Raw genomic sequence first — 26,992 nt, forward strand, 5'->3', positions numbered from 1 at the left:
GACGAAGGCCGCGCGGGGCGCGCCGGGACACAAGACAGAGGACCGATGATGGCATTGAACCGCTATACCTTCCACCGAGGCCGGTCGCGGCCTCTGCGCGTCCGGACGGCGCTGCGCATGCTGGCGATGGCGCTGCCGGCCATTGCCGCCTGTACTCCCGTGTCGGGGCAAGACCTTGCGGCGGGCCAGCGGCTGTTCCAGCAGCGCTGCGCCAGCTGCCATTCGGTGCAGCCCGGCCAGAATCGCCTCGGGCCGCACCTGGCCGGCATCGTGGGTCGTCCCGTGGCGTCGGTGCCGGACGCCCGCTACTCCGCCGCATTGCGTGCCGCGAACACCGACTGGGACGAGGCCTTGCTGGATCGCTACCTGGCTCGGCCTGCCCAGGCGTTTCCCGGCACGACGATGGGCGTCGGCGTGCCCGATGCCGCGCAGCGCGCTGCGATCCTGGACTATCTGAAGTCTCTCTAGCCCGACACGGAGCAACACGCGATGACGACATTCACGTTGAACGGCAAGGCGGTCGAAGTCGATGCCGATCCGCAGACCCCGCTGCTGTGGCTGCTGCGGGACCACCTGGGCCTGACGGGTACCAAGTACGGCTGTGGCGCGGGCGCTTGCGGCGCCTGCACGGTCCATCTGAACGGAGACGCCGTCTTCGCGTGCCAGATGCCGCTGGAGGCCGTTGCCGGCCAGGAAGTCACTACGATCGAAGGTTTGTCCGCCAATGGCGATCATCCGCTGCAGCGGGCCTGGATTGCCGAACAGGTGCCACAGTGCGGCTACTGCCAGTCGGGGCAGATCATGCGTGCGGCGGCGCTGTTGCGCCAGCAGCCGAATCCCAGCCGCGACGAGATCGTCGACGGCATGGCGCCCAATCTGTGCCGGTGCGGGACCTATCAGCGCATCGTGCGCGCGATCCAGCGCGTCGCCAAGGAGGCCTGACGATGGAAATGCCCGTCAAGAGCGCCTCCCGGCGCAGTTTCATGCGATCCGCCACGCTGCTCGGGTTCGCGGTGATGGCCAATGGCGTCGTGGACGTCCTGTATGGCTCCGCGGCCGGGCAGCCCGCAGAGGCCGTGCCCATCAACGCATGGGTAGCCGTGCTGCGCAGCGGACAGGTGGTGATCCGGTTCGGGTCGACCGAGATGGGGCAGGGCGTGATGACGTCGCTGCCCATGATCCTGGCCGAGGAACTGGACGCCGACTGGTCCTCGGTGCAGGTGTTGCAGGTGGACCAGGGACCGCTCAAGGTCTATGGCAATCCGAATACCGGCGGCATTCTGTTCACCGCGGGATCGTCGTCGGTCGAAGGCTACTTCGACGTGATGCGCCGCGCCGGCGCGAGCGCGCGCAGGGTACTGCTGCATACGGCCGCGGCGGCGTGGTCGGTGCCCGTCGCCGAGCTGGATACCGATGCGGGATGGGTCATGCACGCGCGCAGCGGGCGCCACATGTCGTACGCGCAGGTGGTGGCGTCGAACAGTCTGGTCACCGACGTGCCGCCGGTCGGCGACGCCGATCTCAAGCCGCGCTCACGCTACCGCCTGATCGGCTCCGATCCCGGTCGCCGGGACATCCCCGACAAGACGCGCGGCGGCACGGTCTACTCGATCGACGTGCGCGTGCCCGGCATGGTGTATGCCGCCGCGCTGCTGGCGCCCGTGGAAGGCGAGACGCCGACCAGCATCGACGATGGCGCGACCCGGGCGATCCCAGGCGTGATCGACGTGGTGACGGTGCCCGGCGCGGTGGCCGTGGTGGCGACGCAATGGGAGATCGCGGTGGCGGCGCGGCAGCAGCTGCGGGTGGAGTGGTCCGCGACGTCGCGCTTTCGTCGCGCGGGCAGCGACGACACGCTGGCCTCGACCCGGCAGGCGGCCGACGATATGGCCCGCCCCGCGGTCGCATGGTCCAGCCGGGGCGATGCGGCCGGCGCCTTGGGGCGCGCAGGGGCACGCGTGGTGTCGGCCGAGTACGTCACCGACTACACCTATCACGCGCAGATGGAGCCGCTGGCCGCGGTGGCCTCGGTGGACGAGGATGGCATGGGCGCCGAGGTGTGGCTGGGCACCCAGAGCCAGACCCTGTCCATTGCGGCCGCGGCGCAGGCGCTGGGCACCACGCCGGACCGCATCCGTTTCCATGCCATGCAGATGGGAGGCGGCTTCGGCCGACGCACCTTCTTCGCACGCGACATCCTGCGCGACGCGGTGCTCATCTCGCGCCAGGTGCGGCGGCCGGTGAAGCTGGTGTGGACGCGCGAGGACGACGTGCGCAATGGCTGGTTTCGTCCGTTGACCGTGCACAGGCTGGACGCCGTGCTCGATGACAGGCATGCGGTCGAGGCGCTGCGTCATCGGGTCGCGGCGCCGTCCATCCTGGCATACGCGGCGCCGCAGCGCTGGGAAACCGCCGCCGGCAAGGACCTGTTGGTCATGGAAGGCACGGAGAGCAGCGATTATGCGGTGCCGAACCTGCTTGCCGAACATGTCATGGTCGAGCGCCAGGCCCGCGTCTCGGCGTGGCGAGGCATAGGCTGGGGCTCGAACTGCTACGCGCGCGAGTGCTTCGTCGACGAGCTTGCCGCCGCGGCAGGCGAGGACCCGGCAGCCTTCAGGCGCCGCCTGCTGGCGGACAGCCCGCGCGGGCTGGCGGTGCTGGACGCGGTCGTGGCGATGTCCGGCTTCGGCAATCCGCCGGCGGGACGCGCCCACGGCCTGTCGTTCGCCGGGTACAAGACGACGCTGGGCGCCGGCGTGGCCGAGGTGTCGGTGGACCGCGGGTCCGGGCAGATCCGCGTGCATCGGTTCTGGGCCGCCGTGGATCCAGGCTTCGCCATTCATCCGGACGGCGTGGTGTCGCAGACCGAGGGGGGCATCATGTACGGCCTGTCGGGCCTGCTGAAGGAGCGCATCACCATTGTCGATGGCCAGGTGCAGCAGGGCAATTTCCACGACTACGAGCCGCTGCGCATCCACGAGAGCCCGGAGGTCGAGGTGCGCATCGTCGAATCCGGCGCGGCGCCCTCGGGCGCCGGCGAAATCGGCGTGCCCATGACGGGCGCTGCCGTCGCCAATGCCGTGCACGCGCTGACGGGCGCACGGCTGCGCCACATGCCTTTCACGCCCGACAGGGTCAAGGCCGCGCTGGGGGCATAGCACCGGTTCGCGCGCCATGTCGCGGCGCGCGGCCTCGTCGTTCAGTGCGCACTGGCCCGCGCATAGAATCCCTGCTGCCCCAGCAGTTCGGCGTGGGTGCCGGCCTGCGCCAGCCGTCCGTCCTCCAGCACCAGGATCAGGTCGGCATCCTGAATGGTGGACAGGCGGTGCGCGATGACCAGCGTGGTGCGGTGCTGCATCAGCACCTCCAGCGCGGCGCGCACCTGCAGTTCCGACAGCGTGTCCAGGTGCGACGTGGCCTCGTCCAGGATCAGCAAGGGCGCGTTCTTCAGGAAGGCGCGCGCGATGGAGATGCGCTGGCGCTGCCCGCCCGACAGTTGCATGCCGCGTTCGCCGACCCGCGTGTCCAGGCCATCGGGCAGCGTGCGCACGAAGTCCGACAGCGCGGCCTGTTCGACCGCGCGCCGCAGCTCGCTCTCGGTGGCATCCGGCTTCGCCAGGCGGATGTTGGCTGCCAGCGTGTCGTTGAACAGGTAGGTATCCTGCGTGACCAGCGCCACGCAGTCGCGCAGGGCGTCCAGCCGCATCTCGCGCACGTCCACGCCGCCGACGCGGATGGCGCCTTCGCGCGGATCCCAGAAGCGCAGCAGCAGGCTGGCCACGGTGCTCTTGCCCGCGCCCGAGGCGCCCACCAGCGCGGCGGTCGCGCCGGCCGGCACCGTGAAGCGCAGGCGCTTCAACGAGTCGCTGCTCTGCCCGGGATAGGCGAAGCTGACGTCGTCGAATTCCACGGACAGTCCCTGCGGCGCGTGCGGCGCGCCGCGAGGCCCGTCCGTGACGGGTTCCGGTTCGTTCGACACCACGTGCAGGCGGCGCGTGGCCGCGATGGTGTCGGCCAGTTGCCTGCTGACCTGCGAGATCTCGGATACCGGCAGGAAGGTGGCCAGCGCGATCAGGATCAGCAGCGGCAGCATGCCCGCGGACAGCGTACCCGCCGAGACCTGCAGCGCGCCCACGACCGCCACGGCCAGGCCGCCCAGGCCCATGGTGGCTTCGAACCAGGCGGTCTGCGCGGACAGGTCGCGCAGCATATCCAGCCTGCGGCGGCCGTACTGCGCGGCCAGTTCCAGGAACCGTGCGCGGCGGCGGCCGGTGGCCTGGAAGGCCGTCAGTTCGGCCAGGCCCTGGATGGTGTCGGTGGTATGCGCGCTCATCTCGCCCAGCGCCTGGCGCGCTTTGTCGCCCAGCGCGTCGATGCGCCGCCGGCCGCGGATGGGCGAGAGCAGGGCATAGGCCAGGAACGGCAGCAGCGCCAGCGCCACCGGCCAGCTGTAGGCCGCCAGGAAACCCAGCACCGTCAGCGGCACCAGCACCGACACGATCGCCGGGCCGATGGTGTGGGCGTAGAAGTACTCGACCATCTCCACGTCCTGCGTGGCCAGCGACACCAGGTCGCCGGACCGCCGCTGCAGCAGATAGGCGGGCGCCAGGCGTTCGAGCTTGTCGTACAGCTTCACGCGCAGGTCGCCCAGCAGCCGATAGGCCATGGCGTGCGCCAGCCAGGATTCCAGCCAATGGAACAGCGCGGCCAGCGGGGCGGCCACCAGCAGTGCGGCGAGCAGGCCGCCGAAGGGCGCGCCGTCGCGGATTGCCGCCACCACCAGCGCGCTCAGCACGCCTACGCCGATGTACGCGGTGACGCGCGCCACGCCCAGCACGATCGTGGTCAACAGGGTGCCGCGCCAGGGCCGCACCACGCCCAGCAGCGTGGCCAGCGTCTGCCGCCAGCCGACTTGGTCAGCGTCTTGGTCCAGCGTACGAGGCGCCGGGCCGCCGCGCCGGCTGTCGTCGTCCTGCCGCCGTTGCGCGGACGCGGCCGGCGATGGGCCGTCGGACCGTGCGGCCTGCCCGCGCGCCGCGTCCTGCTCGTGCATCAGCCGGTAGTACAGGCCGCGGCGCTGCATCAGCGCGGCATGCGTGCCTTCCTCGACCACGCGTCCGTGGTCGAGCACCAGGCAGCGATCCGCGCCCACGACGCTGGCCAGCCGGTGCGCCAGGATCAGGGTGGTGCGGCCGGCCATCAGCCGGTCCAGCGCCTGCTGGATCAGCGCCTCGTTCTCGGTGTCGACGGACGACAACGCTTCGTCCAGCACCAGGATGGGCGCGTCGCGCAGCAGCGCCCGCGCGATCGCCACGCGCTGGCGCTGCCCGCCCGACAGCTGCAGGCCGCGTTCGCCGATGCGCGTGGCATAGCCCTCGGGCAAGGCCATGATGAAGTCGTCGATGTTGGCGGCGCGCGCCGCCGCCCGCACCTGCTCGTGCGTGGCGTCGGGCCTGCCCAGCCGCAGGTTCTCGTCCAGCGAGCCATGGAACAGCGTGATGTCCTGGCTGACCACGGCGATGCGCGACAGCAGCGCCTGCGCATCCAGCTCGCGCACGTCGTGGCCGCCGATGCGCACGCTGCCGGACTGCGCCAGGGCCTCCTTCAGCAGCAGGCGCACGATGGTGGACTTGCCCGCGCCGCTGGGGCCGACCACGCCCACGCGCTCGCCCGCCTCGATGCGAAACCGCAGGCCCTGGTGAGCCGGACGATCGCTCGTGTACGCGAAGCGCACGTCATCGAACTCGATGGTCGGTACGAGTTCCGCCGGGGAGCGGCCCGGCGTCTGCGCGGCCAGGGCTGACGCGCTCGATTCGGCATCCATCAGCGCATGGATGCCGGTGGCGGCGGACTGGCCCAGCATGCCCCGATGCAGCACGGCGCGCAGGTCGCGCAGCGGCCGGAATATTTCCGTGCCCGCCATCAGCACGATCAACAGGGCCTCGACGCTCATCTGCCCGCTGCTGACGCGCCACGCGCCCAGCGTCAGCGCCAGCGCCGCGCCCATGGCCACGCCCAGGTCGCTGATGCCGCGCGTCAGCAGGCTGACGGACAGCACCCACATCGTGCCGTCGGACAGGCGGCGGGCCCGCTCGGCCAGGCGCCGGCCCCACGACTTGCCCTGCCCGAAGGACTTCAGCGTGGGCAGGCCCTGCACCGCGTCCAGGAACTCTTCGCCGAAGTCCTTCAGCGACTGGGACCGGGCCAGGCTGGCGCGCCGGTCCAGCATGTGCACGGCCATCGGGCCGAACAGCGCGAAAAGCGCCGCGGCCAGCAGCACCAGCGCCGTCGGCACGTCCCAGAATGCGATCACAGCGAAGATCGCGAAAGGCGCGGCCGCCGCAATGGCGACCTGCGGCAAGTATTGGCCGAAGAAAGTCTGCAACTGCTCGACGCCATCGACCACCGTCAGCATGACGCCGCCGGTGCGCTGGTTGGCGAACCACGCCGGCCCCAACGCCACGATGCGATCGTACAGGCGGCCGCGCAGCACCTGCTGCACCGTGGCCGCGCACCGGTTGGCCTGCAGCGTACGCAGATGGTCCAGGCCGGCGCGCAGCAGCACCATGGCCACCGCCCAGGCCGCGGGCGCTGCCCAGGCCTGCCACGGTTCACCCCTGAACACAACGGCCAGCATCTGGCCCAGGAAGACATAGCGGGCGATGCCGGCGGCCAGCGCCAGCAGCCCCAGCAGAATGCCGCCGGCCATGCCCAGGCGCATGCCCTGCGTGAGTTGCCACAGCCGATAGTCGAAGTACATGTGCTGATCCTGGATATTCGATGCCCGCCATTGTGGCCGCCATTGCGGCCCATTAGGGAGCGATAGTTTTTCGATCCAGGGTTGAGATAAATTCCACCCATGGCATATTCCTCGTCCCGTACTCCGCCCCTGGCCGCGCTGCGCGCGTTCGAAGCCGTGGCACGCCTGGGCAGCCTCAGCCGCGCCGCGGCGGAACTCAGCGTGACCAAGAGCGCGGTCAGCCACCAGCTGCGCTCGCTCGAGGCCGACCTGGGCGTGTCGCTGCTGCGCCGTGGCGGCACGACGCGCCGTGCGCAGCCCACCGAGGCGGGCGCCGAACTGCTGGTCTCGGTACAGCAGGCCTTGACCCTGCTGTCGGCCGCCTGCGGCAACATACGGGCAGCGGGACGGCAGCGCTTCCGCCTGAACGTGTCGGTCAATCCGTCGCTCGCCGCATTGTGGCTGGCGCCGCGCATCGGCCGGTTCATCGAGGCGCATCCCGACATCGACGTGCAGGTCTACCTGCATCCCAGTCAGGACCCCGCCTGGAACGAGCAGGATCTCGACCTGGCCTTCCTGCACCAGCGCAAGAACGGGCCGCACCAGCCGCAGCCCAGCGACATCTGGCTGATGACCGAAAGCGTCGTGCCGGTGTGCAGTCCCACGCTGATCGAGCCGGGGATGCGAGACGACCCCTCGGTCTTCGCGCGCCATCGCTGGCTGGAGGAGAAACACGTCGCCAGCCCGGAGACCAGCTGGCGCACCTGGCACGAGCGCATGGGGCTGCCCGAAGCCGACTGGCAGCCGCCGCTGGTGCTCAGCGGCCTGAGCACCGTGGTCTCGGCCGCGGTGGCGGGCGTGGGCATCGCGCTGGGGCGCATGCCGCTGGTGGATGAAGAGATCGCGCGCGGCAGGCTGGTGCCTCTGGTGCCGCGGCTGCGTCTGCCCGGATCGTGGGGCTACGTGATCCGCATGCGGCCCAACCGGCCGCACGATGCCGCGCTGCCGGCGCTGGTCGAGTTCCTGTTGGACGAGGCGGCCGCGCCGGCGTGACGGAGCCGTGCCGCTGGCCCGCGGGGTCTTCACGCGTCAGCGCTTGTCGCGGTCTTCGGTGCTCCCGGCTCGCCTGGGCCGCCGTACGGCCCGCACCTTCCCGCTGCCGCCGCCGCCGCAATAGATGAGTTCCGCGCCGTCCGATTCGACGCCGGATATGGTCATGCCCTTTGGCATCTGCAGCGTCATCAGCACCGAGCCCGTTGCGGGATCGATGCGCAGCAGCTCGCTGGCATCGTCTTCCCAGGTGCCGTGCCACAGTTCGCCATCGACCCAGGTGATGCCGGTGACGTGGCGGTTCGACGGGATGGTGCGCAGGATGTTGCCCGTGGCAGGGTCGACCTGGTGGATGCGACGTGCGCGATACTGGCCCACCCATAACGAGCCCTCGGCCCATGCCATGCCCGAATTGAGGCCTTCCGGCGCCGGGATGTCCGCCAGCACGCGCCCGCTGTCCGGATCGAGCTTGTGGATGCGGTTGCCCACGATCTGGTAAAGATGCCGGCCATCGAAAGCCGTGCCGGCGTCGCCGGCCACGTCCAGTGCGTGCACCAGCTGGCCGCTGTGCGGATCCAGGGCGACCATCCTCTCGCCCGTGGCGTACCAGACCCGGCGGCCATCGTAAGAGACCCCATGTACAGTGGCCGCATCCGCGAAGGGGCCGTACTCGCGGATGACTTCGGCAGTGTGTGTGTCCATGGGCAAATGCTAGTCGGGTGTCAGCGGCACCGCGAGTAACAATGGCGTCGCGATTCGCGGCAGCGAGGCCGCGGTCCAGCGCCGCGCGCGGCCCCGGCCGAACGGCCGCGCGTGCCCGGCCGAGGCCAGCGCATCGAGCGCGCGCTGCACGGTGCGCTGGCTGATGCCCAACGCCAGGGCCAGCGCCGAGCTGGACCACGCTTCGCCGTCAGCCAGGCAGGCCTGCACGGCGGCATGCGGCTCGTCCACCGGTCGCTCGAGCACGGCCACCTCGCTGGCCCGGTGCGGCGCCAGCACGAAGCCGGCGGACGTCGCGCGGATGTCGGCCAGCGGGCGCAGGGCGGTGCGCAGGCGGCCGATCTCCACGCGCAGGCGGGCACGGTGCGACTCGTCGAAATACCGTGTGCGGAAGGTGTGCTGCACCAGGGCCTGGCGCGGCACGTCGCGCGGCCAGGCCACGGCCAGGGCCTGTGCCAGCGAGAACAACACGGGTCGCCGCGCCAGCGATATGGTCGCCTCGGCCTGGCTGACGACGTGACGGCACGCGTCCACCACGAGTGCGGGGGAGTGCAGCACCGTTTCCACCTGATCCAGCAGCAGGACGCGCGTGGCGCCATGCGAGACCAGGCGCGCCGCCGGCGCCGCAAGCGCCTGCCTGGCCTGTTCCACTTCGGCATGCACGGCCGGAATGCGGGCGCGGGCCGCCGCCCGCGAGGCACGCGCCAGCGCTTCATGCGCGGCGCGTGCCTGCCGGCGCCGCATGGCGATGCCGGCCAGCGCCAGCTCGTGCGCGGCGCGCGCCGCGGGCAGCAAAGGGAGTACGTCGAAGTCGGCCAGGCGCTGTTCCGCCTCGTCGAGACGCCCGGTCAACAACAGGTGGCGGATCGCGAGGTGCGCGGCGTAGGCCGCGTTGATGGGGTCGCCGAGCGCGTGTAGCATGGCGCGCGCCGTATCGAGCGCGTGCCCGGGCCATCGCAAGTCGCGCGAGGCCAGCGCGATCTCGGCCTCGGCCACGACGCAGCGAGCCCTGGCCACGGGCTGCGCGGCCCCGAAGCCGCGCGCCGCGGCGCGCACCAGGGCGCGGGCGCGGTCCAGGTCGCCCAGCTGCGCCATCGCGATGCCGCGCAGCGCCAGCGCCGGCGCGTCGTCGCGCAAGGCGATGCCATTGAGCGCCCGCAGCGGATCACCAGCGGCCAGCGCGCGAGCCGCGGCATCGATGTCCAGGTCCATGGGAAAACCGCCACATTTGTCGCCACCGTCAGGGGCCGGCGGCCTAATCTAGCACGGCCGCCGGCATGCCCGGCGCGCCGCGGCTGTCGCGCCGCACCGCCTGCGGCGGGATGCCGAAGCCGCGGATGAAGGCCTCGCGCATGTGGCGGCGATCGCGGAAACCCGATTCGCGCGCCACCACTTCGAGCGAGTGCCGGCTTTGCTCGATCATCAGGCGCGCCGCTTCCAGGCGCAGGCCTTCGACGGCCTTGGCCGGCGACTGGCCCGTCTCGGCCGCGAACACGCGGCTGAACTGCCTGGGGCTCAGGTGAGCGACCTGGGCCAGTTCTTCGACGCTGAGGGGACGCGACAGGTTCTTGCGGGCATAGGCCAGGGCGTCCTGGATGCGATCCGATCTGGGCGCCAGGCTGAGCATCTCGGAGTGCTGCGATTGGCCGCCCGAGCGCCTGTGGTGCATCACCAGGCGGTGCGCCACCGATCGCGCCGTGTCTGCGCCCAGGTCTTTCTCGACCATCCCCAACGCCAGGTCCAGGCCCGCGGTCATGCCGGCCGAAGTCCAGATGGGTCCGTCGACGATGAAGATGCGGTCTGGCTCGACCTGGATGTCGGGATGACGCCGCTGCATGGCCTCGGCGTGCGCCCAGTGCGTGGTGGCGCGCCGGCCGCCGAGCAGGCCGGCCTCTGCCAGCACGAAGCCGCCGGTGCACAGCCCTGCCGTGCGGCGCGCGCGCGCACTGAGCTTGCGCAGCAGCCTGAGCAACTCGGGCTGCGGCGGCGTGGCCAGCGGCTCTATGGCGCCCGCCACCATCCAGGTGTCCGCGTTGCTGCGGGCGGACAGAGCGCGAGTGCCCACCGCCAGGCCCCATGAGCCGCGTACCTCGCCGCCGTCGACCGAGTAGTTTTCGATGCCGTAGAACGGTTCGCCCACCACCAGGTTGGCGAATTCGAACGCGGCCTGGCTGCCCAGTGCCATGACCTGAAAGCCGTCCGACAGTACGTAGCCGATGCGATGCATGTCCGGTGTCCGCAAGTGATGTCTTGAATCATGACTCTATACGTCATTTGAGACATCGGCAATCCAGCCCAGAATGCCTTCCATCGACTCATCGACAACCACCGAAAGGAGCATTTCATGACGCAAGAACAGACCTCACTCGGCACCGCGCTAATCACCGGCGCGTCTTCCGGAATCGGCGCCATCTATGCCGATCGCCTGGCCCGCCGCGGCTACGACCTGATCCTGGTGGCGCGCAATCGCGATCGCCTCAACGCGCTGGCCAACGACATCGCCACGCGCACCGGCCGCGGCGTGGAAGTGTGCCCGGCCGACCTGGGCGACGCGGACTCGCTGGCCGCCGTCGAGCGGAAGCTGCGGGACGATGCCAGCGTGACCCTGCTGGTGAACAACGCCGGCGTCGGCACCCACACGCCGCTGCTGGAGAGCGACGTGGAAAGGATGACGCGGATGATCGCGCTGAACGTGACCGCGCCCATGCGGCTTGCCTACGCGGCCGTGCCCGGCTTCGTCGCCCGCGGCCGCGGCGCGCTGATCAACATTTCCTCCATCGTCAGCCTGGCGCCCGAGGTGCTCAACGGCGTGTATGGCGGCACCAAGGCTTTCGTGACGGCCTTCAGCCAGTCGCTGCATCGCGAACTGGAGGGCAAGGGCGTGCAGGTGCAGGCCGTGCTGCCGGGCGCCACCGCCACGGATTTCTGGGCCACGGGCGGCCTGCCCGTGGAGAACCTGGATGCACGCATCGTGATGCGGGCCGAAGACCTGGGCGATGCGGCGCTGCTCGGCTTCGACCGCGGCGAGCCGGTCACCATCCCGTCGCTGCACGCGGTGGAACAGTGGGACGCCTACGAGGCCGCCCGCCGCGCCATGTCGCAGAACCTGTCCAGCAATACCGTCGCGCCGCGCTACCACGCCGCCCGGTGATACCTCGCCCGCCGGGCCATGGACAGGCTGGACGACGCCGGGACCGAGGCGGTGGTCGACGCGGTACTGCCGATGCGGGCCGTCCGGGTTCCGGCGAGCGCGCATTGGTGAACCAGTTCAACGAGTCGCTGGAACAAAAACCGATCCCTGTGGCCTGAGGCCGTGTTCGCGCGGCGGGCCGCGCAACGCACCCTCATGTGCACCGCCGCGCCTGGCCGAGCTTCGAAAGCTGGCCACCGTGCGGTTCTTCAACGCCTCGCCGGTCGGCCCCCACATCTGTGTCTCGGTGGGCTAGGTCTCGTCGCGGATCATCCTGTCGATCTGGGCGGCCACGAACTCGCCCGCGCCCTCCACCTCGGGATTCCAGGTGCAGACGCCGATGAGCCGCGGCGCATCGCGCCGTGTTACACGTGCGGACAGGACCAGTACGGAGCCGGGCCGCTGCCTTGATTCCGTGCCTCGGAATGCGTAGTCCGTCAGGCCCGCGTCAATCGCCCGCCCACAATTGGTATGCAGAAACCGAGTGCTTTTTGCCTGGATAGCCGGGACAATAGTCCACCCCCCTTTCGCCGAGTACAAGATTGAAATTCCGCATGCTTTGATGAGAAGCCCTGCACAATCATGCAGACCGACAGTCTTTCGCATCTGGTGGCTTTCGCGTGCGTCGCGCGCCACAGCAGTTTCCGCCAGGCCAGCGCCGAGCTGGGCCTGTCTCCCTCGGCCGTCAGCTATGCCGTGCGTGGGCTCGAGAAAAGATTGGGCGTCAGCCTGTTCAATCGCACCACGCGCAGCGTGTCGCTGACCGTCGCCGGCCGCTACCTGCTGGAACGCATACGGCCCGCGCTGCGCGACGTCAGCGAGGCCCTGGACCAGATGGATGCCTTCCAGGCCACGCGCAGCGGCACGCTGCGCATCAATACCTCGCGCGCGGCGGCGTATCTGCTGGTGGCGCCGCTGCTGCCGCATTTTCTCGCCGCCTATCCCGACATCCACGTCGAGATCGTGCACGAAGAAGGACCGGTGGACATCGTCGCGGCGGGCTTCGACGCGGGCATACGCCTGGAGGGCGACGTGCCGGATGACATGATGGCGGTCTCCATCAACCGCAGCCAGCGTCTGGTGGCCGTGGCGGCGCCGACCTACCTGCGCGGCGGCATGGCGCTGAAGCACCCGCGGGACCTCATGAAGCACGAGTGCATCCGCTATCGCTTTCCCAACGGGCGAGTCCCCAAATGGGAATTCGCGCGCGGCGATACCCGGCTGGAAGTGGACGTGCCGGGCCGCGTGACGCTGGACGACATGTACACCGTGGCGCGCATGGCGCTGGCGGGCTCGGGCGTGGCGTTCGTCCTGGAGGACTACGTGCGGCCGCTGCTGGACGAAGGCCGGCTGGTGCGGCTGCTGGAAGACTGGTGTCCGCTGCTGCCTGGCTTCATGTTGTATTACCCCGGGCACTCGCGCATGCCGCCGGCGTTGCGCGCATTCATCGACATGGCGCGGGCATCGTCGATGTAAGCCGCCATCCAGGCCGCGTCAAAGATAGGCCAGGAGCCGGCCGGCCGTCGCCGCGGCAAGCCATATCGCCAGCGACAGCGCCGCCTGCAGTCGTCCCAGGGCCGGCGGCGCGTCGTCCCAGGCGGGCAGCCGGCGCGCCCACAACGCGCGGAATGCCAACGCATTGGCCAGGCCCAGCGCGATGCATGCCGCCTTGAACTGCAGCAGCGGATTTGCCACCAGGGGCGCGGCGTCCGCAGAGAACAGCAATGCGCCGCTGCCGATCAGCAGCAGCAGGCCCGCCGCCGCGCAGGGCGTCAACACGCCCGACACGTCGGCCAGCGGAAAGCGGCGGCCTGCACCGAGCAGGCGCAGGTCGAGCAGCAGCATGGGCCCGATCAGCAAGGTCAGTCCCAGCAGATGCAGCAGGTTGACGGCTGGGTAGCCCCACGGAGAGCCGCGCATCCATGCGCCCAGCGGCGAGGCCTCGAGCGCGGCGGCCAGCGCGGCGACGTCCATTCAGCGCAGCTCGATGGTCTTGCCGTCGACGGTGATGCGTTCGGCGCGGATCTCGCGCGTGCCGTCCTGACGCGGATACCCCTCGACGGTGACCGTCTTGCCCTTGGTGAGAGCCTGCTCGGGCAGGCCCCGCGATTCCAGGCGGCCCAGCGGGGCCAGGACCACGTCCCAGGTCTCGCCCTGATAGCTGATGTCGATCTCCGCATGCGGATTGCGCCAACGGACCTCGGCCACGGGCGCCTCGATCTTGACCGCCTTGTTGGCGTCGTAAGAACTCCAGCCATGGTGCGCCCACGCGCTGGTCGACACCACGGTCGCCGCCAGTGCGGCGCTTGCCATCGAGATAAGGGTTTTCATGGGGTTTTCCTGTGCTGCGGAGGGGCGCCGGCATGCGCCCGCGAAGCCGCATCGCAATGACTATAGGGGCGGAAAGTGGCTTCCTACAACGGTTTGCGGGGTGGTCTTGTTTCGGTCCGCTACAAAAGGAGAGTAATATCACCCCTCCCGCAGCCCGGATCCAAGGACCGGACGCTGCAGCGCCGCCGGGTCGCATGGCAGGCGACTAGACACCGAGACACCCATTATCCGAAGGACGCTTCCATGAGATCCATGACCAAACTCGCCCTGGCCCTGATGGCGTTTGGCGCCGCTAGCGCCGCCCAGGCTGCCGACATCAAGCTGGGTGTGGCCGAGGCCCTGTCCGGCGGCGCCGCGCAGTACGGCGCGTCGATCCGCAACGGCTTCCAACTGGCCGCAGAAGAACTCAACGCCGCCGGCGGCATCAACGGCAACAAGCTGGTCCTGGTGGTCGAAGACGAGCAGGGCAAGAAAGAAGAAGCCATCAACGTCTTCAAGAAACTGATCTTCCAGGACAAGGTCCTGATGGTGTTCGGCCCCACGCTGTCGAACTCGGCGCAGGCGGCCCACCCGGTCGCGCAGGCCGCCAAGACCGTGGCGTTCGGTACGTCCAACACCGCCGACGGCATCACGTCCATCGGCAACTACGTCTTCCGCAACTCGGTCACTGAAGCCGACGTGCTGCCGGCCACCATCCAGACCGTTCGCAACAAGACCGGCATGAAGAACGTGGCGGTGCTGTACGGCAACGACGACGTCTTCACCAAGAGCGGCTACGACAACTTCAAGAAGGCGCTCGAAGACCAGAAGGTGCCGGTGACCACCACCGAAACCTTCGCCAAGGGCGACGTCGACTTCAAGGCCCAGCTGACCAAGATCAAGGGCACCAACCCCGACGCCCTGGTGCTGTCGGCGCTGCTGGCCGAAGGCGGCCCGATCATGGTGCAGGCCCGCCAACTGGGCATGAACATCCCGGTCATCGGCGGCAACGGCATGAACTCGGTCAAGATCTTCGACCTGGCCCCGGGCGGCGCTTCCAACAACCTGTGGATCGGCAGCCCCTGGTCCATCGAGAACAAGACCCCCGAGAACACCAAGTTCATCGAGGCCTACACCAAGAAGTACGGTGCGGCGCCCGACCAGTTCTCGGCGCAGGCCTACGACGCCATGTACATCGTCAGCGAGGGCCTGAAGAAGGTCAAGCTGACCGGCGACCTGGCCAAGGACCGCACCGCGCTGCGCGACGCGCTGCCCGACGTGAAATGGACCGGCGCCACCGGCGCGTTCCAGTTCCGCCAGGCCATGGACCGCACGGGCAAGAAGCCGGCCGGCTACGACGCCCAGCAGGCGCCCATCGTCAGCGTGACCAAGGACGGCAAGTACGCCATCGAGAAGTAACGCGTTAACATGGCCGCCCGCTGCCGGACAGCGGGCGGGCAGAACTTGAGGGCGGCGGCAGCGTCGCCCTCAAGGCATTTTTGGCCTGTAGGCTCGTGGCTGGGCAATACGGCTCCTTCGCGGGGGCGCTGCGCCAAGGCCGATATCAAGGCTGCTTTTGATCCGGAACTCCCATGCTTGAACAACAATTCGTCAACGCCCTGTCGTTGGGCTGCGTGTACGCGCTGTTCGCGCTCGGTTTCACGCTGGTCTTCGGCGTGCTGGGCGTCATCAATCTCGCGCACGGCGCCGTGTTCATGGTGGGCGCGTATGCCGCGCTTGCCGTCATCACCCACGCCGGGTTGCCGCTGTGGGCGGCGCTGATCACGGCCGTGATCGTGGCCGGCCTGTTCGGCGCGGCCATCGACTTCCTGGTCCTGAAGCCGCTGCGCAAGCGCAACGCGCCCCACCTCATTCCCATGATCGCCACCATCGGCGTGGCGATCATCCTGAACAACGGCGCACAGGCCATCTTCGGGGCCAGCAACCTGCGCTTCCCGATGGGCACCGTGCCCGAGACGGCCATGGAAATCGGCGGGCTGCACGTCACGGCGATCGAACTGGGCATCATCTTCATCTCGTTCGCGCTGATGGCCGTGCTGATGGTCACCATGCGCCGCACGCAGTTCGGCCGCGCCATGCGCGCCGTGGCTGAGTCGCCCAAGGCGGCCTGGCTGCTGGGCATCGACGTCGAGCGCCTGTTCCTGATCACGTCGTTCGCGGCAGCGGCCCTGGGCGGGCTGGCCGGCCTGCTGATCGGCCTGTACTCGAACGCGCTGTTCCCGCTGATGGGCCAGCCGATGCTGCACAAGGGCATCGCGGTCATCATCCTGGGCGGCATGGGAGACATCCGCGGCGCCATGCTGGGCGGCCTGTTCCTGGGCTTTGCCGAAGTGCTGTCGGTGGCCTACGTCGGATCCACGATGCGCGACGCGGTGGCCTTCGGCCTGCTGTTCCTCATCCTGCTGGTCCGCCCGCAAGGCCTGTTCGGCAAAGTCGCGCAACGGAAGGCGTGAGATCGAGATGAGTGGATTCGAAAACTTCTGGGCCATCTACGGCAACCTGGTGCTCACGCTGGGCACCAATTCGCTGCTGGCGCTGTCGATCTGGCTGACGCTGGCCTGCGGCATGCTGGCCATGGCCAATGCGGCCTTCATGGGCATCGGGGCGTACACGGCGGCGCTGCTCACCATGAACTACGAGGCGTCGTTCCCGGTGGCGCTGGCCGGCGGCATGCTGGCGCCGGCCCTGGTGGCCGCGCTGATCGGACTGCCCACCCTGCGGCTGTCTGGCGTGTATCTCGCCATGGCGACTCTAGGTTTCGGCGAAGTGGTGCGGGTGACGATCCTGAACACCGAGTCGCTCACGGGCGGCGCCCTGGGCCTCAACGGCATTCCGCAGCTGACGCAATGGTGGCATGTGCTGCTGGCCGTGGTGGTGGTGCTCTTCGTGCTGTGGCGCGTGCGTTCGTCGAAGATCGGCCGCGCGTTCGACGCCATCCGCGGCGACGAGACCGCCGCCTCGCTGATGGGCATCGACATCCGCTCGAGCAAGATGCTGGCGTTCGTGGCCGGCGCCGTCATCGCGGGCCTGGCCGGCGCGCTGAACGCGCACCTCACGTTCTTCATCGGCCCCGCCGAGTACGGCTTCGATCGCGGCGTCGAGATCCTGACCATGGCCATCCTGGGCGGCATCGGCGGCCTGGCCGGTCCGGTCCTCGGCGCCTTCATCATCACCATGCTGCCCGAGATGCTGCGCGGCTTCGCCGATTTCCGCCTGGTGGCCAACGGCCTCATCCTGGTGCTGATCGTGCTGTTCCTGCCGCAGGGCATCTGGGACCCGGCACGCTACTCGCGCTGGCTTCGCAAGGGAGGCCGCCATGCTTGAGCTGTCGTCCATTTCCAAGAGCTTCGGCGGCCTGCACGTGCTGCATGACGTCAACCTCAGCGTGCCGCAAGGCGCGATCTTCGGCCTGATCGGCCCCAACGGCGCCGGCAAGACCACGGTGTTCAACCTGGTCACCGGCCTGCTGGCGCCGACCAACGGCGCCATCACCTTCGAGGGCGCCAACCTGCTGCGCCGCAAGCCGCACCAGATCACCCGCATGGGCATCGCCCGCACGTTCCAGAACATCCGCCTGTTCAAGGAGATGACCCTGCTGGAGAACGTGGTGGTGGGTTCGTACCGGCACATGGCTTATGGCTTCCCCAGCCTGCTGCTGGGGCTACCCAAGTACCGCGAGCATGAAAAGCGCGCGCGCGAACGCGCGCTCGAACTGCTGTCGTGGATGAAGCTGGACCACAAGGCGCACGACCTGGCGGACAACCTGTCGTATGGCGAGCAGCGCCGCCTCGAGCTGGCGCGCGCGCTGGCCACCGAACCCCGCCTGCTGCTGCTGGACGAGCCCGTGGCCGGGATGAACACCGGGGAACGCGCGGAACTGATGCGCGAGATCCTGGCCATACGCGACCGCGGCTACACCATTCTGATGATCGAGCACGACATGCGTTTCGTGATGGGGCTGTGCGAGCGCATCGCCGTGCTGAACTTCGGCAAGATCATCGCGTGCGGCGGACCCGACGAGATCCGCAACAACGAACAGGTGATCGAGGCCTACCTGGGTCGCGAAGACGACGACCACGAGGCTGGCCACGCGGCGATGGAAGAGGTGGCGCGATGAGCAGCATGTTGGAAGTCAGCGGCCTGGAAGTTCACTACGGGCACATCGAAGCCGTGCGCGGCATCGACCTTACCCTGGATGCCGGCGGCATCACGGCGTTGGTGGGCGCCAACGGCGCCGGCAAGTCCACCACCCTGCTGGCGATGTCCGGCCTGCTGCCCAAGCGGGCCGGCCGCATCCGCTTCGAGGGCGAGGACATCACCAACCTGGCGCCGCACCAGGTGGTGGCCCGTGGCATCGTGCAGGTACCCGAGGGCCGCGCCATCCTGACCACCATGACGGTGCGCGAGAACCTCGAGCTGGGCGCCTATCGCCGCGGCCTGAAAGCCGCGTCCGCCGAACTCGAGTACGTGCTGAATCTGTTCCCGCGCCTGCAGGAACGGTTGAGCGGCGTGGCGGGCAACCTGTCCGGCGGCGAGCAGCAGATGCTGGCCATCGGCCGCGCGCTCATGGCCAAGCCGCGCCTGCTTCTGCTGGACGAACCGTCGATGGGTCTGGCGCCCATCGTCGTGCAGGAGATCTTCCGGTCGCTGCGCTCCATCAACGCCGACGGCCTGACGCTGTTCCTGGTCGAGCAGAACGTGCGGCAGGCACTGAAGATCGCGCAGCGCGGTTACGTGCTCGAGAACGGCGCGATGGCCCTGTCGGGCAGCGGCCGCGAGCTGCTGGATCATCCTCGGGTGCTCGAAGCCTACCTGGGCGCCTGATCCCGGCGCCTTCGGCCGGCGCGGCGCAGTGCGCCGCCCGGCCACGTCTGCGCTAAGCCTGTTCCCTGCGCGACAGATTCGCCACGGCCGCCAACACCAGGCGGCCGTTTTCATCCAGCACGTCGACTTTCACCACGGCAGTAGTGCCGCCCTGGTGCGCGATGACGGCCTCGGCGCGCAAGCCCGGCCCGGTGCCGGGCCGCACGTACCACGTCGATATGCCCACCATGCTCCAGTCTTCACCCAGCGCGGCCTGCGCGGTCAGCGCCGCCAGGGCGAAGGTCAGGCCGCCCTGCGTGTGGCCCACGCGGTTGCCCATGTGCGGGCCGTTCTGCAGGCGGCCGGTGGCGCCGCCATCGTGGCGTTGCGGCTGCAACTGCCAGAAACGCTGCAGGAAATTCTCCGTGCCGGACTCCAGCGCCTGCAGGGCGCGCGCATAGGTTTCGCGTTCGGCCTCGTCGAGCATCTGCGGCGAGAGCGCGGCCGGAGCAGGATGGGCGCCCCGGCGGCGCAGCGGGATGGGCTGCAGGTCGGGCCGGTCGTCCATCATCTGGAATGTGCCATGCACGGTGCATAGCGGCTTGCCGCCCGCCGTCAGCTCGGCGCGCGCCAGACCCTGCCGGCGCGCCAGGCCGTCATGCAGCCCGTCGAAGCGGCTGACGGCTTCGAGCCTGCCGTCTCGCGACGCGCCGGTGAACTGCAGCGCCAGCGTCACGGTGGCCATGCGCATGGCGTAGCCGGCGTGGGCGCGCATGACCACGGCCAGCGCGACGTCGGCCAGGATGCAGACTGCGGCCATGCTGGCCTGCCCGTCGGCGTCCGTGCAATGCGGACCGGTTTCGATCGACACGCGGGCGCCATCCGTGTGCAGTTCATCGAAAGACAGTTCGAGGAAATTGCCCGGGAAGTTCCAGCCGGGTTCGCGATTCAGGGCCAGGCCGTGCAGCACCTGGGAAAGAATGAGGGAGCGTGTGTCTGACATGGGAGCGATGCGTTGGCGTCGGACGATTGTATGACGCGCCGAAACGTACCAAGATGAAACAAATACATGCAATATTTCGCCTTGGACTCTAAAATCCGTCGCTTACTTCCTTCCGCTTTTCGAGCCCCCCGTGTCAGATCCGACCTTCGAGCGGATAGTCTCCGAATTCGGCCAGTCCCTGGGCATCGCCGGCCTGGCGCCGACCGCCGCGGGGATCTGCCAGCTCGTCTTCGATGGGCGGCACGTGGTGCAGTTGGTGTTCATGGGGGCGCGGGGCCAGGTGCTGTTGTCGTGCGCCCTGCCCGAGGCGCGCAACGCTGCGGCCTGCGCCGAAATCATGGCCAAGGCCAATTTCATGCAGGCGGGCCGCGGGGCGGTGGCTTGTATCGGTCCTGACGGCAAGGCGCACATGCAGGCCGCGCTGCCTTTGTCCGAGTGCGGCGCCGTCAACCTGATGGGCGCCGTGGAAGCGCTGCTGAACCAGGCCGATGCCTGGACCGACCGCCTGGCGCGCGAAGGCGCGCCCACGTCCACCGCCGGGGCGTATCGCCCGCCGATGTTCCTGCAATCCGCGTAACGCGTCACACGCGCGGTGGCATGCAGCCTGCGCGATGCGGCTGTCCTGCGCGCGCAGGGCCCGGGCTGCGGTGGCGGCGCCCGACGCAGGCGCGCCGGACGGACCGCCTTGCATCCATCAGGAAGACTTCTGGATCACGCTCTTTAGCGAATCCGAGATGGACTTGCTGATGGTGCTCTGCACCTCGACCATCATCGTCCACTGGCTGATCTGCTGCTGCATGGCCAGCATGTCGGCCTGCGAAACGGCGCCGTCGCCGTTCGAGCTGATCGTCGACAGCGTGTTGCGCAGCTCGGTTTCCCGCGAGCGGATGCTTTCGTAGACGGTGTTGTTGAGGTTGTTGAAGTTGAGGCCGGCCGAGCCGGAAAGACCGTTGAGCGCCATGGACGGCTCCTTATCGGGGTGGGATGGAAGGAAATGCCGGCGCGAACGGCGACGCGGACCGCGCCGTTCCGCCTTGCGCCGGCGGCTGGGAAGCAAGCACCTGACGGGCGGCCGCCGCGGCATCGGCGGCGGCCTGCCAGGCCGGGAATTCGTTGCGGGGCAGGCCCGCGGCGATGGCCGCGCGCAGCCGCGACTCGAGCGCGCCGGCACGGGCCTGCAGCGCGTCGCGCACGGCCGGCCCATCGGGAGCGGCCAAGCGGGCTTCGAGATCGGTGAGAGCGGGCTGGGACATGGTTCTGGGCCTGGTTGCCGGGATCAGCGCAGCACGATGGCGGGCCGCGGGCCCTCGAACACGAGGCGCCTGGGTTCCACGGCGGTGAGACGATACTGCTTGTAGGTGCCGCCGACCAGCAGTTTGCTGCCGTCCTCGAGCACCACGAAAGGCTGCGGGCCGCCCACCACGCTGCGTATGCCGAACGGCACGGTGTCGGCGAATTGGCGGTCGGCCGCGGCCGGCTGTGCCAGCGCGACCACGTCCAGATGGGTGGTGTTGAAGCGCGCCACCACGGCCTGCAGCCGCGTCAGCTGTTCGTCGTCCAGGCCGGCGCTGCTGGCCTCGAGGCGGTCGCTCTTCCATGCCAGCGCCACGCCGGACAGGCCGGCCTCGGCCAATTGCGCCGACAGCGCATCGGCCACGTCCGGCGCCAGCACGATGTCGTTGCCCAGTACTGTCATGCCGGGCAGCTGCGCGCGCACGGCGTCCAGCGCCGAGGCTCGTTCGCGGGCGCTGGAGGCGATGCCCAGGATGGTCATGCGGCCGTCGCCGTCATAGCGAGGCGCGTAGCGCACGCTGAATGCCTTGAGGGTGCCGGCGGCGCTGTTCACGGCCGCGTCCTCGGCGCTGACCCGCATGGCGGGCATGGGCCAGATCTGCGACAGCGCCTGCGCGACGCGGTCCTGCTCGGCCGCGTTGCGCACCCAGCCGCTTACCATCACGGTGCCGTCGCGCGACATGGCCACGTGCAGGCGCGAGGCCAGGCCCAGGCGTTCGAGCGCGGCAGTGATCTGCCCGATGGAGCGCTCGGCGACCACGCGCGGATCGGGACGCTCGACCGGCTTGGGCGTGGAGGGCAGCAGCCACGCCATGGCGATCACCACCAGGATGGTCAGCGCCACCGCGGCCAGCCCCAGCATCATGGGCCAGGCGTCGCGCTTGCGCGGCGCGGCGGGGGCGGGCATGGCGGGCATGGCAGGGCGCGAGTCGGGCGCCGTGATCGGGGCGGCGGACTCGACCGCCGTCGCCTCGGAAACGTGTGGCGCCGCCTGCGCCGGAGCCGCTGCCGCTGCGGCGGCAACCGCGGGCGCGGCCGCGCCCGCATCGCCGTCGTTGGCGGCCACCGGCGCCGCCGTCCAGGGATCCGACCGGCGTGCCACGGTGATCCACACCGGACCCAGCGGCATGGGCTGGTTGAAGGGCGTGGCCGGCTCGGCCGAGCCCGCGGCCGCGTCCTGGTCGGGACCGAGATCCCAGCCCTGTGGACCGATGCGCAGCCGCGCGGCGCGCGCGCCCAGGCCGTCGTCGGCCAGCACCACATCGCAGCCGGGATCCGCGCCCAGCACGGCGCCGTCCTCGGCCAGGCAGCTCGCTTCGCGGTGCAGGCCCGACAGCACCCGTAGTTCCAGCGCTTCGCTCATGCGGCCGTCCTCACAGGTCCACCCGCGACAGCGGCTGCACGTTGATCTCCTGCGTCAGTTCCTGATAGGACAGGACCGGAAGCTCGTACAGGTCCTGCTCGATCATCTTGCGCAGGTAGCGGCGGATGTCCATGGACGTCAGCAACACCGGCTTGCGCGTGGTGCTGGACAGGTCGCCCACCGCGCGCTTGATGTTCTCGACCAGCCGCTTGGTGGCCGCCGGGTCGAGCGCCAGATAGCTGCCGGCGGACGTCTGGCGGATGGCGCCTCGCACGGTCTCTTCGACGTTGGGCGCCAGCAGATAGGCGGGCAGGATGTTCTGCCCGCTGGAATACTTGTAGCTGATGTGCCGCTTGAGCGAGACGCGCACGTACTCGGTCAGCAGCACGGAATCCTTTTCCTTCTGGCCCCACTCGATCAGCGATTCCAGCACGGCGCGCAGATTGCGCACCGAGATGTCCTCGGACACCAGGCGCTGCATGATCTCCGCGATCTTCTGCACCGGCATCACGCGCAGCGCTTCCTTCACCAGGTCGGGATAGCGGTCTTCCATGGCCGACAGCAGGAAGCGCGTTTCCTGGATCCCGATGAAGTCCGACGAGTACTTCTTCAGCACGAACGCCAGGTGCCAGGTCAGGATCTGGTGGGCGTCGAGGTACGGAATGCCGGCCCCGGCCAGCGTGGGCGCCAGGCGCGCATCGGCCCAGATGGTGGGCACGCCCGGCAGGAAGCGCTGGTCGGTTTCGTAGGGAACCTGCAGGGCCTGCAGGTTCTGCTCGGTGTCGCGCACCAGCACGCTGCCCGGACGCAGCTTGCCCTGCGACACGGGCACCTCGGACAGCAGGATGTGATAGCTGCTTTCCGGCAGCGACTCGTTGAAGCGCAGCTGGATGCCGGGGAAGGGCACGCCCAGGTCGAAGTACAGGGCCCGGCGGATCTTCAGCAGTTCTTCGTTGAGTTCGCCGGCGTCGAAGTGGCGCTGCAGTCCGGCGGCCACGTCGATCATCAGCGGCAGCGTGGGCGCGAACTCGGCGCTGCCATCGGTCTTGGGCTTGGCCGGCGGCGGCTGGCCGTCCGCCTGCAGCGCGGGGATCTCGGTGATCTCGCCGGTCTTCTCGTCCACGACCTTGCGGGTGCCCCGCATCAGCACGAAGCCGATGGAGCCCACCACTGCGGCCAGCGCCACGAAAGTAAGGGTGGGCATGCCCGGGATGAGGCCCATGCCGACGGCGATGGCGGCGGCGATCAGCAGCGCGCGCGGCTGCGCCAGGATCTGCGAGCCGATGTCCTTGCCGACGTTGGAGGGACCGTCGCCGGTCTGCACGCGCGTGACGATGATGCCCGCGCAGATGGCGATGAACAGGGCCGGGATCTGCGCGATCAGGCCGTCGCCGATGGTCAGGATGGAGTACACCTGCACCGCCTCGCCGGCTGTCATGCCGCGCTGCATGGTGCCGATCAGGATGCCGCCCAGCAGGTTCACCGCCACGATGATCAGGCCGGCGATGGCGTCGCCCTTGACGAACTTCATGGCGCCGTCCATGGCGCCGTACAGCTGGCTTTCCTTTTCGACGATGCCGCGCCGCTTGCGGGCCTCGTCCATGTCGATGGTGCCGGCGCGCAGGTCGGCGTCGATCGACATCTGCTTGCCGGGCATGGCGTCCAGCGAAAAGCGCGCCGCCACTTCCGCCACGCGCTCGGCGCCCTTGGTGATGACCACGAACTGCACGATGGTGAGGATGAGGAACACCACCAGGCCGACGATGAGGTTGCCGCCCACCACGAAGTTGCCGAAGGTCTCGATGATGTGGCCCGCGTCGCCCTGCAGCAGGATCAGGCGAGTGGTGGCGATGGAGATGCCCAGGCGGAACAGGGTGGTGACGAGCAGCACCGACGGGAACGACGAGAAGGCCAGCGGCGAGGGCAGGTACATGGCGACCATCAGCAGGATGGCCGAGATGGTCATGTTGGCGCCGATCAGCACGTCCACCAGCGCGGTGGGCAGCGGCAGGATCATCATGAAGATGATCGCCACGATCAGGACGGCCAGGACGATGTCGTTGCGGCTGGTGACTAGCGCGACGGCGCGGTTGAGGGCTTGCATCGATGCCTTCAGCGTGGAGTGTGGGGTTCGGAGACGGGCGGCGCGCCGGACGCGCGCATCGCCACGTAGGCGCGCATGGCGGCGGCGGCCTCGGGCCGGCGGTCCAGCGCCAGCAGGGCCTGCGCGCGCACCTGGTGAAAGGCGGCATCCATGGCGCCGCGCAGTGCCACGCGCTCGAGCGTGGCCAGCGCGGTTTCGGGCTTGCCGGCGCGCAGTTGCGCCAGGGCCAGCGTGACCTGCTGGCGCGGTTCGGCCGCACCCAGGGCGTCGAGGGCGGACAGCAGCACGGCCGCCTTCTCGGGGCGGTCGTTTTCCAGATAGATGTACGCCAGCAGGCCGAGCAATTCGGCGCTGTCGGCGCTCAGTGTCGTGGCGGCGTTCATGCCTGGTGCTTCATCCCTGGTACAACGCGCTGCGATACATGGCGACCAGGTCGCGCAGGCCGGTTTCTTCTTTCAGCAGCCGCACGGCGCGGTTGAGCGCCTTGCCGCTCTCGTCGCCGCTCTGCTGCGCCTGTTCGGCGGCATTGGACAGCGCATGCAGCGCCCCGGACAGCGCCTGAGAGAAGTTGGCCGGGATGAGCAGGTCGCGATTGCCGATGGCCGGCTTCAGCATCTCGTCGAGGAACCGGTCGGTGTTGGGCTTTTCCAGCAGCTGGCTGAGCTGGGCCTTCATGCCGTCTGCCGCCGGCGGCAGGTCCTGGCGGTCGGGCAGCTGGTTGGCGCCGGTATCTTTGCCGGCGTAGACGATATCTTCGATGCCGCGATCGAAGGTCAGGCCGCTGATGCGCAGGTCGGACATGGTCATTCCTCGTGGGTCGGTCAGTAGGCGTCGTTGCGCACGGCGTCCTGCCAGCGCATCAGGTAGTCCAGCGCCTGGCGCAGGCGCAGCGGGCTGAACTCGTCGTCGGTCACGCGCACCAGCGCCACCAGCCAGCGCCGGCCGTCGGGTGTTTCGCGCAGCGCGGGCTGCACCGCCCAGTCTTCCAGGCGGCTGTGATGGGCGCGCTTCCAGGCCCGCAGCAGCCAGGCGCCGGCATCATAATCCAGCGGGTGCGCCACGTAGACCAGCACCTTGCGGTCGGCGGTGCGTTCCAGGCCGAGCTGGCGCCCGGATTCGAGCTGCAGCAGGGCCTGGCCGCGCGAGTCGAAGGCCAGGTCCTCGAAGCCGGCTTCTACGCCGAACTGGCGCAGGGTGAGTTCCGGGCTGCTCATTGCTGGTCTTCCTCGTCGATGGCAATGTCCAGCGCTTCCTGCGAGGCATTGATGATGGATAGTCGGGTGTCGGGATCGGGAAAGATCTGCACCGGCATCTCGCGCAGCATGCTCTTGATGCCGGTCAGGAAGACGATGCGGCCTTCGAGGGACACCACGCCGTGCTGCGCGGCGATGCCGGAAAAGCGCGACTCGGACACCCACTTCTCGCCGCTCACGGCCACCAGGTCGCGCATCAGGCGGGTGGCGTCAGGGCGGTTGCCCGTGGCCTTCTGCACCTTGTCGGCCAGTTCGTTGCAGTTTTCCAGCACCGTCGCGGCCACTTCGAGCTGGTACAGGTCGGAGACCAGCGCCTGCAGCCGGTTGGCATCGGTGGACGGACGGGCGGCGGCCAGGTCGTGTCCCAGCGCGGCGGTCAGCTGGGCCAGGCCGCGCGCGACGTCTTCGCTGCCGAAGCGTTCCAGGGCCATGTCCAGCGTCTTGCCCAGCGACTGCTCGCCCAGCACCAGGTCGCGGTAGGCGCCCTGGAAGCGCGCCACCCCAGCCGCGTCGTCCGCGAACTGGCCGGCGGTCTCGAGGCTGTTCAGTCCGGCGCGGATCTCGGGGCCGCTCTCGATCTCCATGTCGGCCAGCGCGTCGCGGATGGCCTCGAGCAGTTCGGGGTCGGCGCCGTCGCGTTCGCCCTGCCGCAGGGCGTACTGCAATCCCAGGTACTGCTGCGAAATGTCGCCGAACGCCTGGCCCGCCAGCTGGCGCGGCGAGCCCTGGCCGCTCATCAGCTTCTTGAGCAGCTCCTCGAGTTTTTCCTGCGCGTCGCCGTCCTTGCCATGGGCCAGCGCGTCGACGATCTCGCTGGTGTCCAGCAGCTCGGGCGGCTTGTCGGCCTTGACCTTGCGCTCGGCGTGATGCTTGTCCTCGGTCTTCTCGGCCATGTGCAGGCTGAGTTCCTCGGCGGCGTCGCCCAGCGAGATCTCGCCCTGCAGCGCCACGGTCTTCTCGCCCATCAGTGTCCCCGCGCGCGACTGCGCGTGGCCGGCGTCGGCCTGCGAGGTCAGCGAGGAAAAGCCCTGGGGCAGCGATCCGTCGATGCGATTCATGTGTGCGATACGGCGAGGGGCGAAATGCCCGGTCCTGCGGTAGTAACGCCCCGCGCGGAAAGGTTCCGTCTTTTGGCGAAGAAGA

General features: G+C 69.3%; 27 protein-coding genes. 12 read left to right on the top strand and 15 right to left on the bottom strand.

From position 1 onward, the window contains the following. The first annotated feature begins 45 nt into the window (after positions 1-45). Genes CAL15_RS03530 through CAL15_RS03540 form a run of 3 tightly spaced genes read left to right on the top strand, consistent with a single transcriptional unit; the run spans position 46 to position 3,158 of the window. Positions 46-468, top strand: a complete 423-nt coding sequence (locus CAL15_RS03530) for a c-type cytochrome (protein WP_198299138.1) — start codon at positions 46-48, stop codon at positions 466-468. 21 nt (positions 469-489) lie between these two features. Further along, entirely contained in the window at positions 490-942 is a 453-nt protein-coding gene (locus CAL15_RS03535) for a (2Fe-2S)-binding protein (protein WP_086077314.1), read from the top strand. Positions 943-944: 2 nt separating this feature from the next. Then, a complete protein-coding gene (locus tag CAL15_RS03540; protein WP_086077315.1) occupies positions 945-3,158 on the top strand; it encodes a xanthine dehydrogenase family protein molybdopterin-binding subunit in 2,214 nt (737 codons plus the stop codon). A 41-nt stretch (positions 3,159-3,199) separates the two neighbouring features. Here CAL15_RS03540 and CAL15_RS03545 read toward each other — a convergent pair whose 3' ends face one another. Further along, the gene (locus CAL15_RS03545) at positions 3,200-6,760 is read right to left on the bottom strand and encodes an ABC transporter ATP-binding protein/permease (RefSeq protein WP_086077316.1); all 3,561 of its coding nucleotides are present in this window, start codon (positions 6,758-6,760) and stop codon (positions 3,200-3,202) included. 99 nt (positions 6,761-6,859) lie between these two features. Between CAL15_RS03545 and CAL15_RS03550 the strand changes: the two genes are divergently transcribed. Beyond that, positions 6,860-7,792, top strand: a complete 933-nt coding sequence (locus tag CAL15_RS03550; protein WP_086077317.1) for a LysR substrate-binding domain-containing protein — start codon at positions 6,860-6,862, stop codon at positions 7,790-7,792. Between the two features lie 36 nt (positions 7,793-7,828). Here CAL15_RS03550 and CAL15_RS03555 read toward each other — a convergent pair whose 3' ends face one another. The 3 genes from CAL15_RS03555 to CAL15_RS03565 are packed head-to-tail and all read right to left on the bottom strand — an operon-like array spanning position 7,829 to position 10,736. Continuing rightward, complete coding sequence (locus CAL15_RS03555) at positions 7,829-8,491, bottom strand: Vgb family protein (protein WP_086077318.1); 663 nt, start codon at positions 8,489-8,491, stop codon at positions 7,829-7,831. 9 nt (positions 8,492-8,500) lie between these two features. Next, the gene (locus CAL15_RS03560) at positions 8,501-9,721 is read right to left on the bottom strand and encodes a helix-turn-helix domain-containing protein (protein ID WP_086077319.1); all 1,221 of its coding nucleotides are present in this window, start codon (positions 9,719-9,721) and stop codon (positions 8,501-8,503) included. 43 nt (positions 9,722-9,764) lie between these two features. Further along, complete coding sequence (locus tag CAL15_RS03565) at positions 9,765-10,736, bottom strand: GlxA family transcriptional regulator (protein WP_086077320.1); 972 nt, start codon at positions 10,734-10,736, stop codon at positions 9,765-9,767. Between the two features lie 117 nt (positions 10,737-10,853). On the opposite strand from CAL15_RS03565, the gene CAL15_RS03570 reads away from it, so the two are divergent. Together CAL15_RS03570 and CAL15_RS03580 are read left to right on the top strand one after the other, a co-directional pair. After that, positions 10,854-11,660 carry an SDR family NAD(P)-dependent oxidoreductase gene (locus CAL15_RS03570; protein ID WP_086077321.1) on the top strand — a complete coding sequence of 269 codons (807 nt, stop codon included), beginning with the start codon at positions 10,854-10,856 and terminating at the stop codon, positions 11,658-11,660. A gap of 621 nt (positions 11,661-12,281) precedes the next feature. Further along, the gene (locus CAL15_RS03580; RefSeq protein WP_086077323.1) at positions 12,282-13,175 is read left to right on the top strand and encodes a LysR family transcriptional regulator; all 894 of its coding nucleotides are present in this window, start codon (positions 12,282-12,284) and stop codon (positions 13,173-13,175) included. Between the two features lie 18 nt (positions 13,176-13,193). Here the strand turns inward: CAL15_RS03580 and CAL15_RS03585 are convergent, their stop codons facing one another. Beyond that, positions 13,194-13,673 (bottom strand): hypothetical protein, encoded by a 480-nt coding sequence (locus CAL15_RS03585; RefSeq protein ID WP_198299139.1) that lies wholly within the window; start codon positions 13,671-13,673, stop codon positions 13,194-13,196. Next, positions 13,674-14,030: a DUF6152 family protein gene (locus CAL15_RS03590; RefSeq protein WP_086077324.1), complete on the bottom strand. Its 357-nt coding sequence runs from the start codon at positions 14,028-14,030 to the stop codon at positions 13,674-13,676. A 243-nt stretch (positions 14,031-14,273) separates the two neighbouring features. Between CAL15_RS03590 and CAL15_RS03595 the strand changes: the two genes are divergently transcribed. From CAL15_RS03595 to CAL15_RS03615, 5 genes are all read left to right on the top strand, one after another. Beyond that, positions 14,274-15,428 carry an ABC transporter substrate-binding protein gene (locus tag CAL15_RS03595; RefSeq protein WP_086077325.1) on the top strand — a complete coding sequence of 385 codons (1,155 nt, stop codon included), beginning with the start codon at positions 14,274-14,276 and terminating at the stop codon, positions 15,426-15,428. Positions 15,429-15,601: 173 nt separating this feature from the next. Continuing rightward, on the top strand, positions 15,602-16,483 hold the full coding sequence (locus CAL15_RS03600; protein ID WP_086077326.1) for a branched-chain amino acid ABC transporter permease: 882 nt from the start codon (positions 15,602-15,604) through the stop codon (positions 16,481-16,483). Positions 16,484-16,490: 7 nt separating this feature from the next. After that, positions 16,491-17,354, top strand: coding sequence for a branched-chain amino acid ABC transporter permease (locus CAL15_RS03605; protein WP_086077327.1), 864 nt, complete (start codon positions 16,491-16,493; stop codon positions 17,352-17,354). Beyond that, positions 17,347-18,147: an ABC transporter ATP-binding protein gene (locus CAL15_RS03610; protein WP_086077328.1), complete on the top strand. Its 801-nt coding sequence runs from the start codon at positions 17,347-17,349 to the stop codon at positions 18,145-18,147. Before CAL15_RS03605 ends, CAL15_RS03610 begins: the two co-directional genes overlap by 8 nt. Continuing rightward, entirely contained in the window at positions 18,144-18,854 is a 711-nt protein-coding gene (locus tag CAL15_RS03615; protein ID WP_086077329.1) for an ABC transporter ATP-binding protein, read from the top strand. Before CAL15_RS03610 ends, CAL15_RS03615 begins: the two co-directional genes overlap by 4 nt. 52 nt (positions 18,855-18,906) lie before the next feature. Here CAL15_RS03615 and CAL15_RS03620 read toward each other — a convergent pair whose 3' ends face one another. After that, positions 18,907-19,836, bottom strand: a complete 930-nt coding sequence (locus CAL15_RS03620; protein WP_086077330.1) for a PaaI family thioesterase — start codon at positions 19,834-19,836, stop codon at positions 18,907-18,909. A gap of 130 nt (positions 19,837-19,966) precedes the next feature. On the opposite strand from CAL15_RS03620, the gene CAL15_RS03625 reads away from it, so the two are divergent. Further along, on the top strand, positions 19,967-20,413 hold the full coding sequence (locus CAL15_RS03625) for a type III secretion system chaperone (protein WP_232468108.1): 447 nt from the start codon (positions 19,967-19,969) through the stop codon (positions 20,411-20,413). Between the two features lie 117 nt (positions 20,414-20,530). On the opposite strand, the gene CAL15_RS03630 is transcribed toward CAL15_RS03625, so the two are convergent. Genes CAL15_RS03630 through sctW form a run of 8 tightly spaced genes read right to left on the bottom strand, consistent with a single transcriptional unit; the run spans position 20,531 to position 26,907 of the window. Beyond that, positions 20,531-20,797 carry an EscF/YscF/HrpA family type III secretion system needle major subunit gene (locus CAL15_RS03630; RefSeq protein WP_086077331.1) on the bottom strand — a complete coding sequence of 89 codons (267 nt, stop codon included), beginning with the start codon at positions 20,795-20,797 and terminating at the stop codon, positions 20,531-20,533. Positions 20,798-20,807: 10 nt separating this feature from the next. Then, positions 20,808-21,089 (bottom strand): hypothetical protein, encoded by a 282-nt coding sequence (locus CAL15_RS03635; RefSeq protein WP_086077332.1) that lies wholly within the window; start codon positions 21,087-21,089, stop codon positions 20,808-20,810. 23 nt (positions 21,090-21,112) lie between these two features. Next, positions 21,113-22,492: a type III secretion system inner membrane ring subunit SctD gene (gene sctD / locus CAL15_RS03640; protein WP_086077333.1), complete on the bottom strand. Its 1,380-nt coding sequence runs from the start codon at positions 22,490-22,492 to the stop codon at positions 21,113-21,115. 10 nt (positions 22,493-22,502) lie between these two features. Then, entirely contained in the window at positions 22,503-24,596 is a 2,094-nt protein-coding gene (gene sctV, locus CAL15_RS03645) for a type III secretion system export apparatus subunit SctV (protein WP_086077334.1), read from the bottom strand. Between the two features lie 8 nt (positions 24,597-24,604). After that, a complete protein-coding gene (locus tag CAL15_RS03650) occupies positions 24,605-24,979 on the bottom strand; it encodes a tetratricopeptide repeat protein (RefSeq protein ID WP_086077335.1) in 375 nt (124 codons plus the stop codon). 10 nt (positions 24,980-24,989) lie between these two features. Continuing rightward, positions 24,990-25,397 (bottom strand): hypothetical protein, encoded by a 408-nt coding sequence (locus tag CAL15_RS03655; protein ID WP_086077336.1) that lies wholly within the window; start codon positions 25,395-25,397, stop codon positions 24,990-24,992. Positions 25,398-25,417: 20 nt separating this feature from the next. Beyond that, positions 25,418-25,810 carry a hypothetical protein gene (locus CAL15_RS03660; protein ID WP_086077337.1) on the bottom strand — a complete coding sequence of 131 codons (393 nt, stop codon included), beginning with the start codon at positions 25,808-25,810 and terminating at the stop codon, positions 25,418-25,420. Continuing rightward, the gene (sctW, locus tag CAL15_RS03665) at positions 25,807-26,907 is read right to left on the bottom strand and encodes a type III secretion system gatekeeper subunit SctW (RefSeq protein WP_086077338.1); all 1,101 of its coding nucleotides are present in this window, start codon (positions 26,905-26,907) and stop codon (positions 25,807-25,809) included. The genes CAL15_RS03660 and sctW overlap by 4 nt, the downstream gene beginning before the upstream one ends. Positions 26,908-26,992: the final 85 nt, after the last annotated feature.

It is taken from the genome of Bordetella genomosp. 13 (assembly GCF_002119665.1).
In the GTDB taxonomy this organism is placed as follows: Bacteria; Pseudomonadota; Gammaproteobacteria; order Burkholderiales; family Burkholderiaceae_B; genus Bordetella.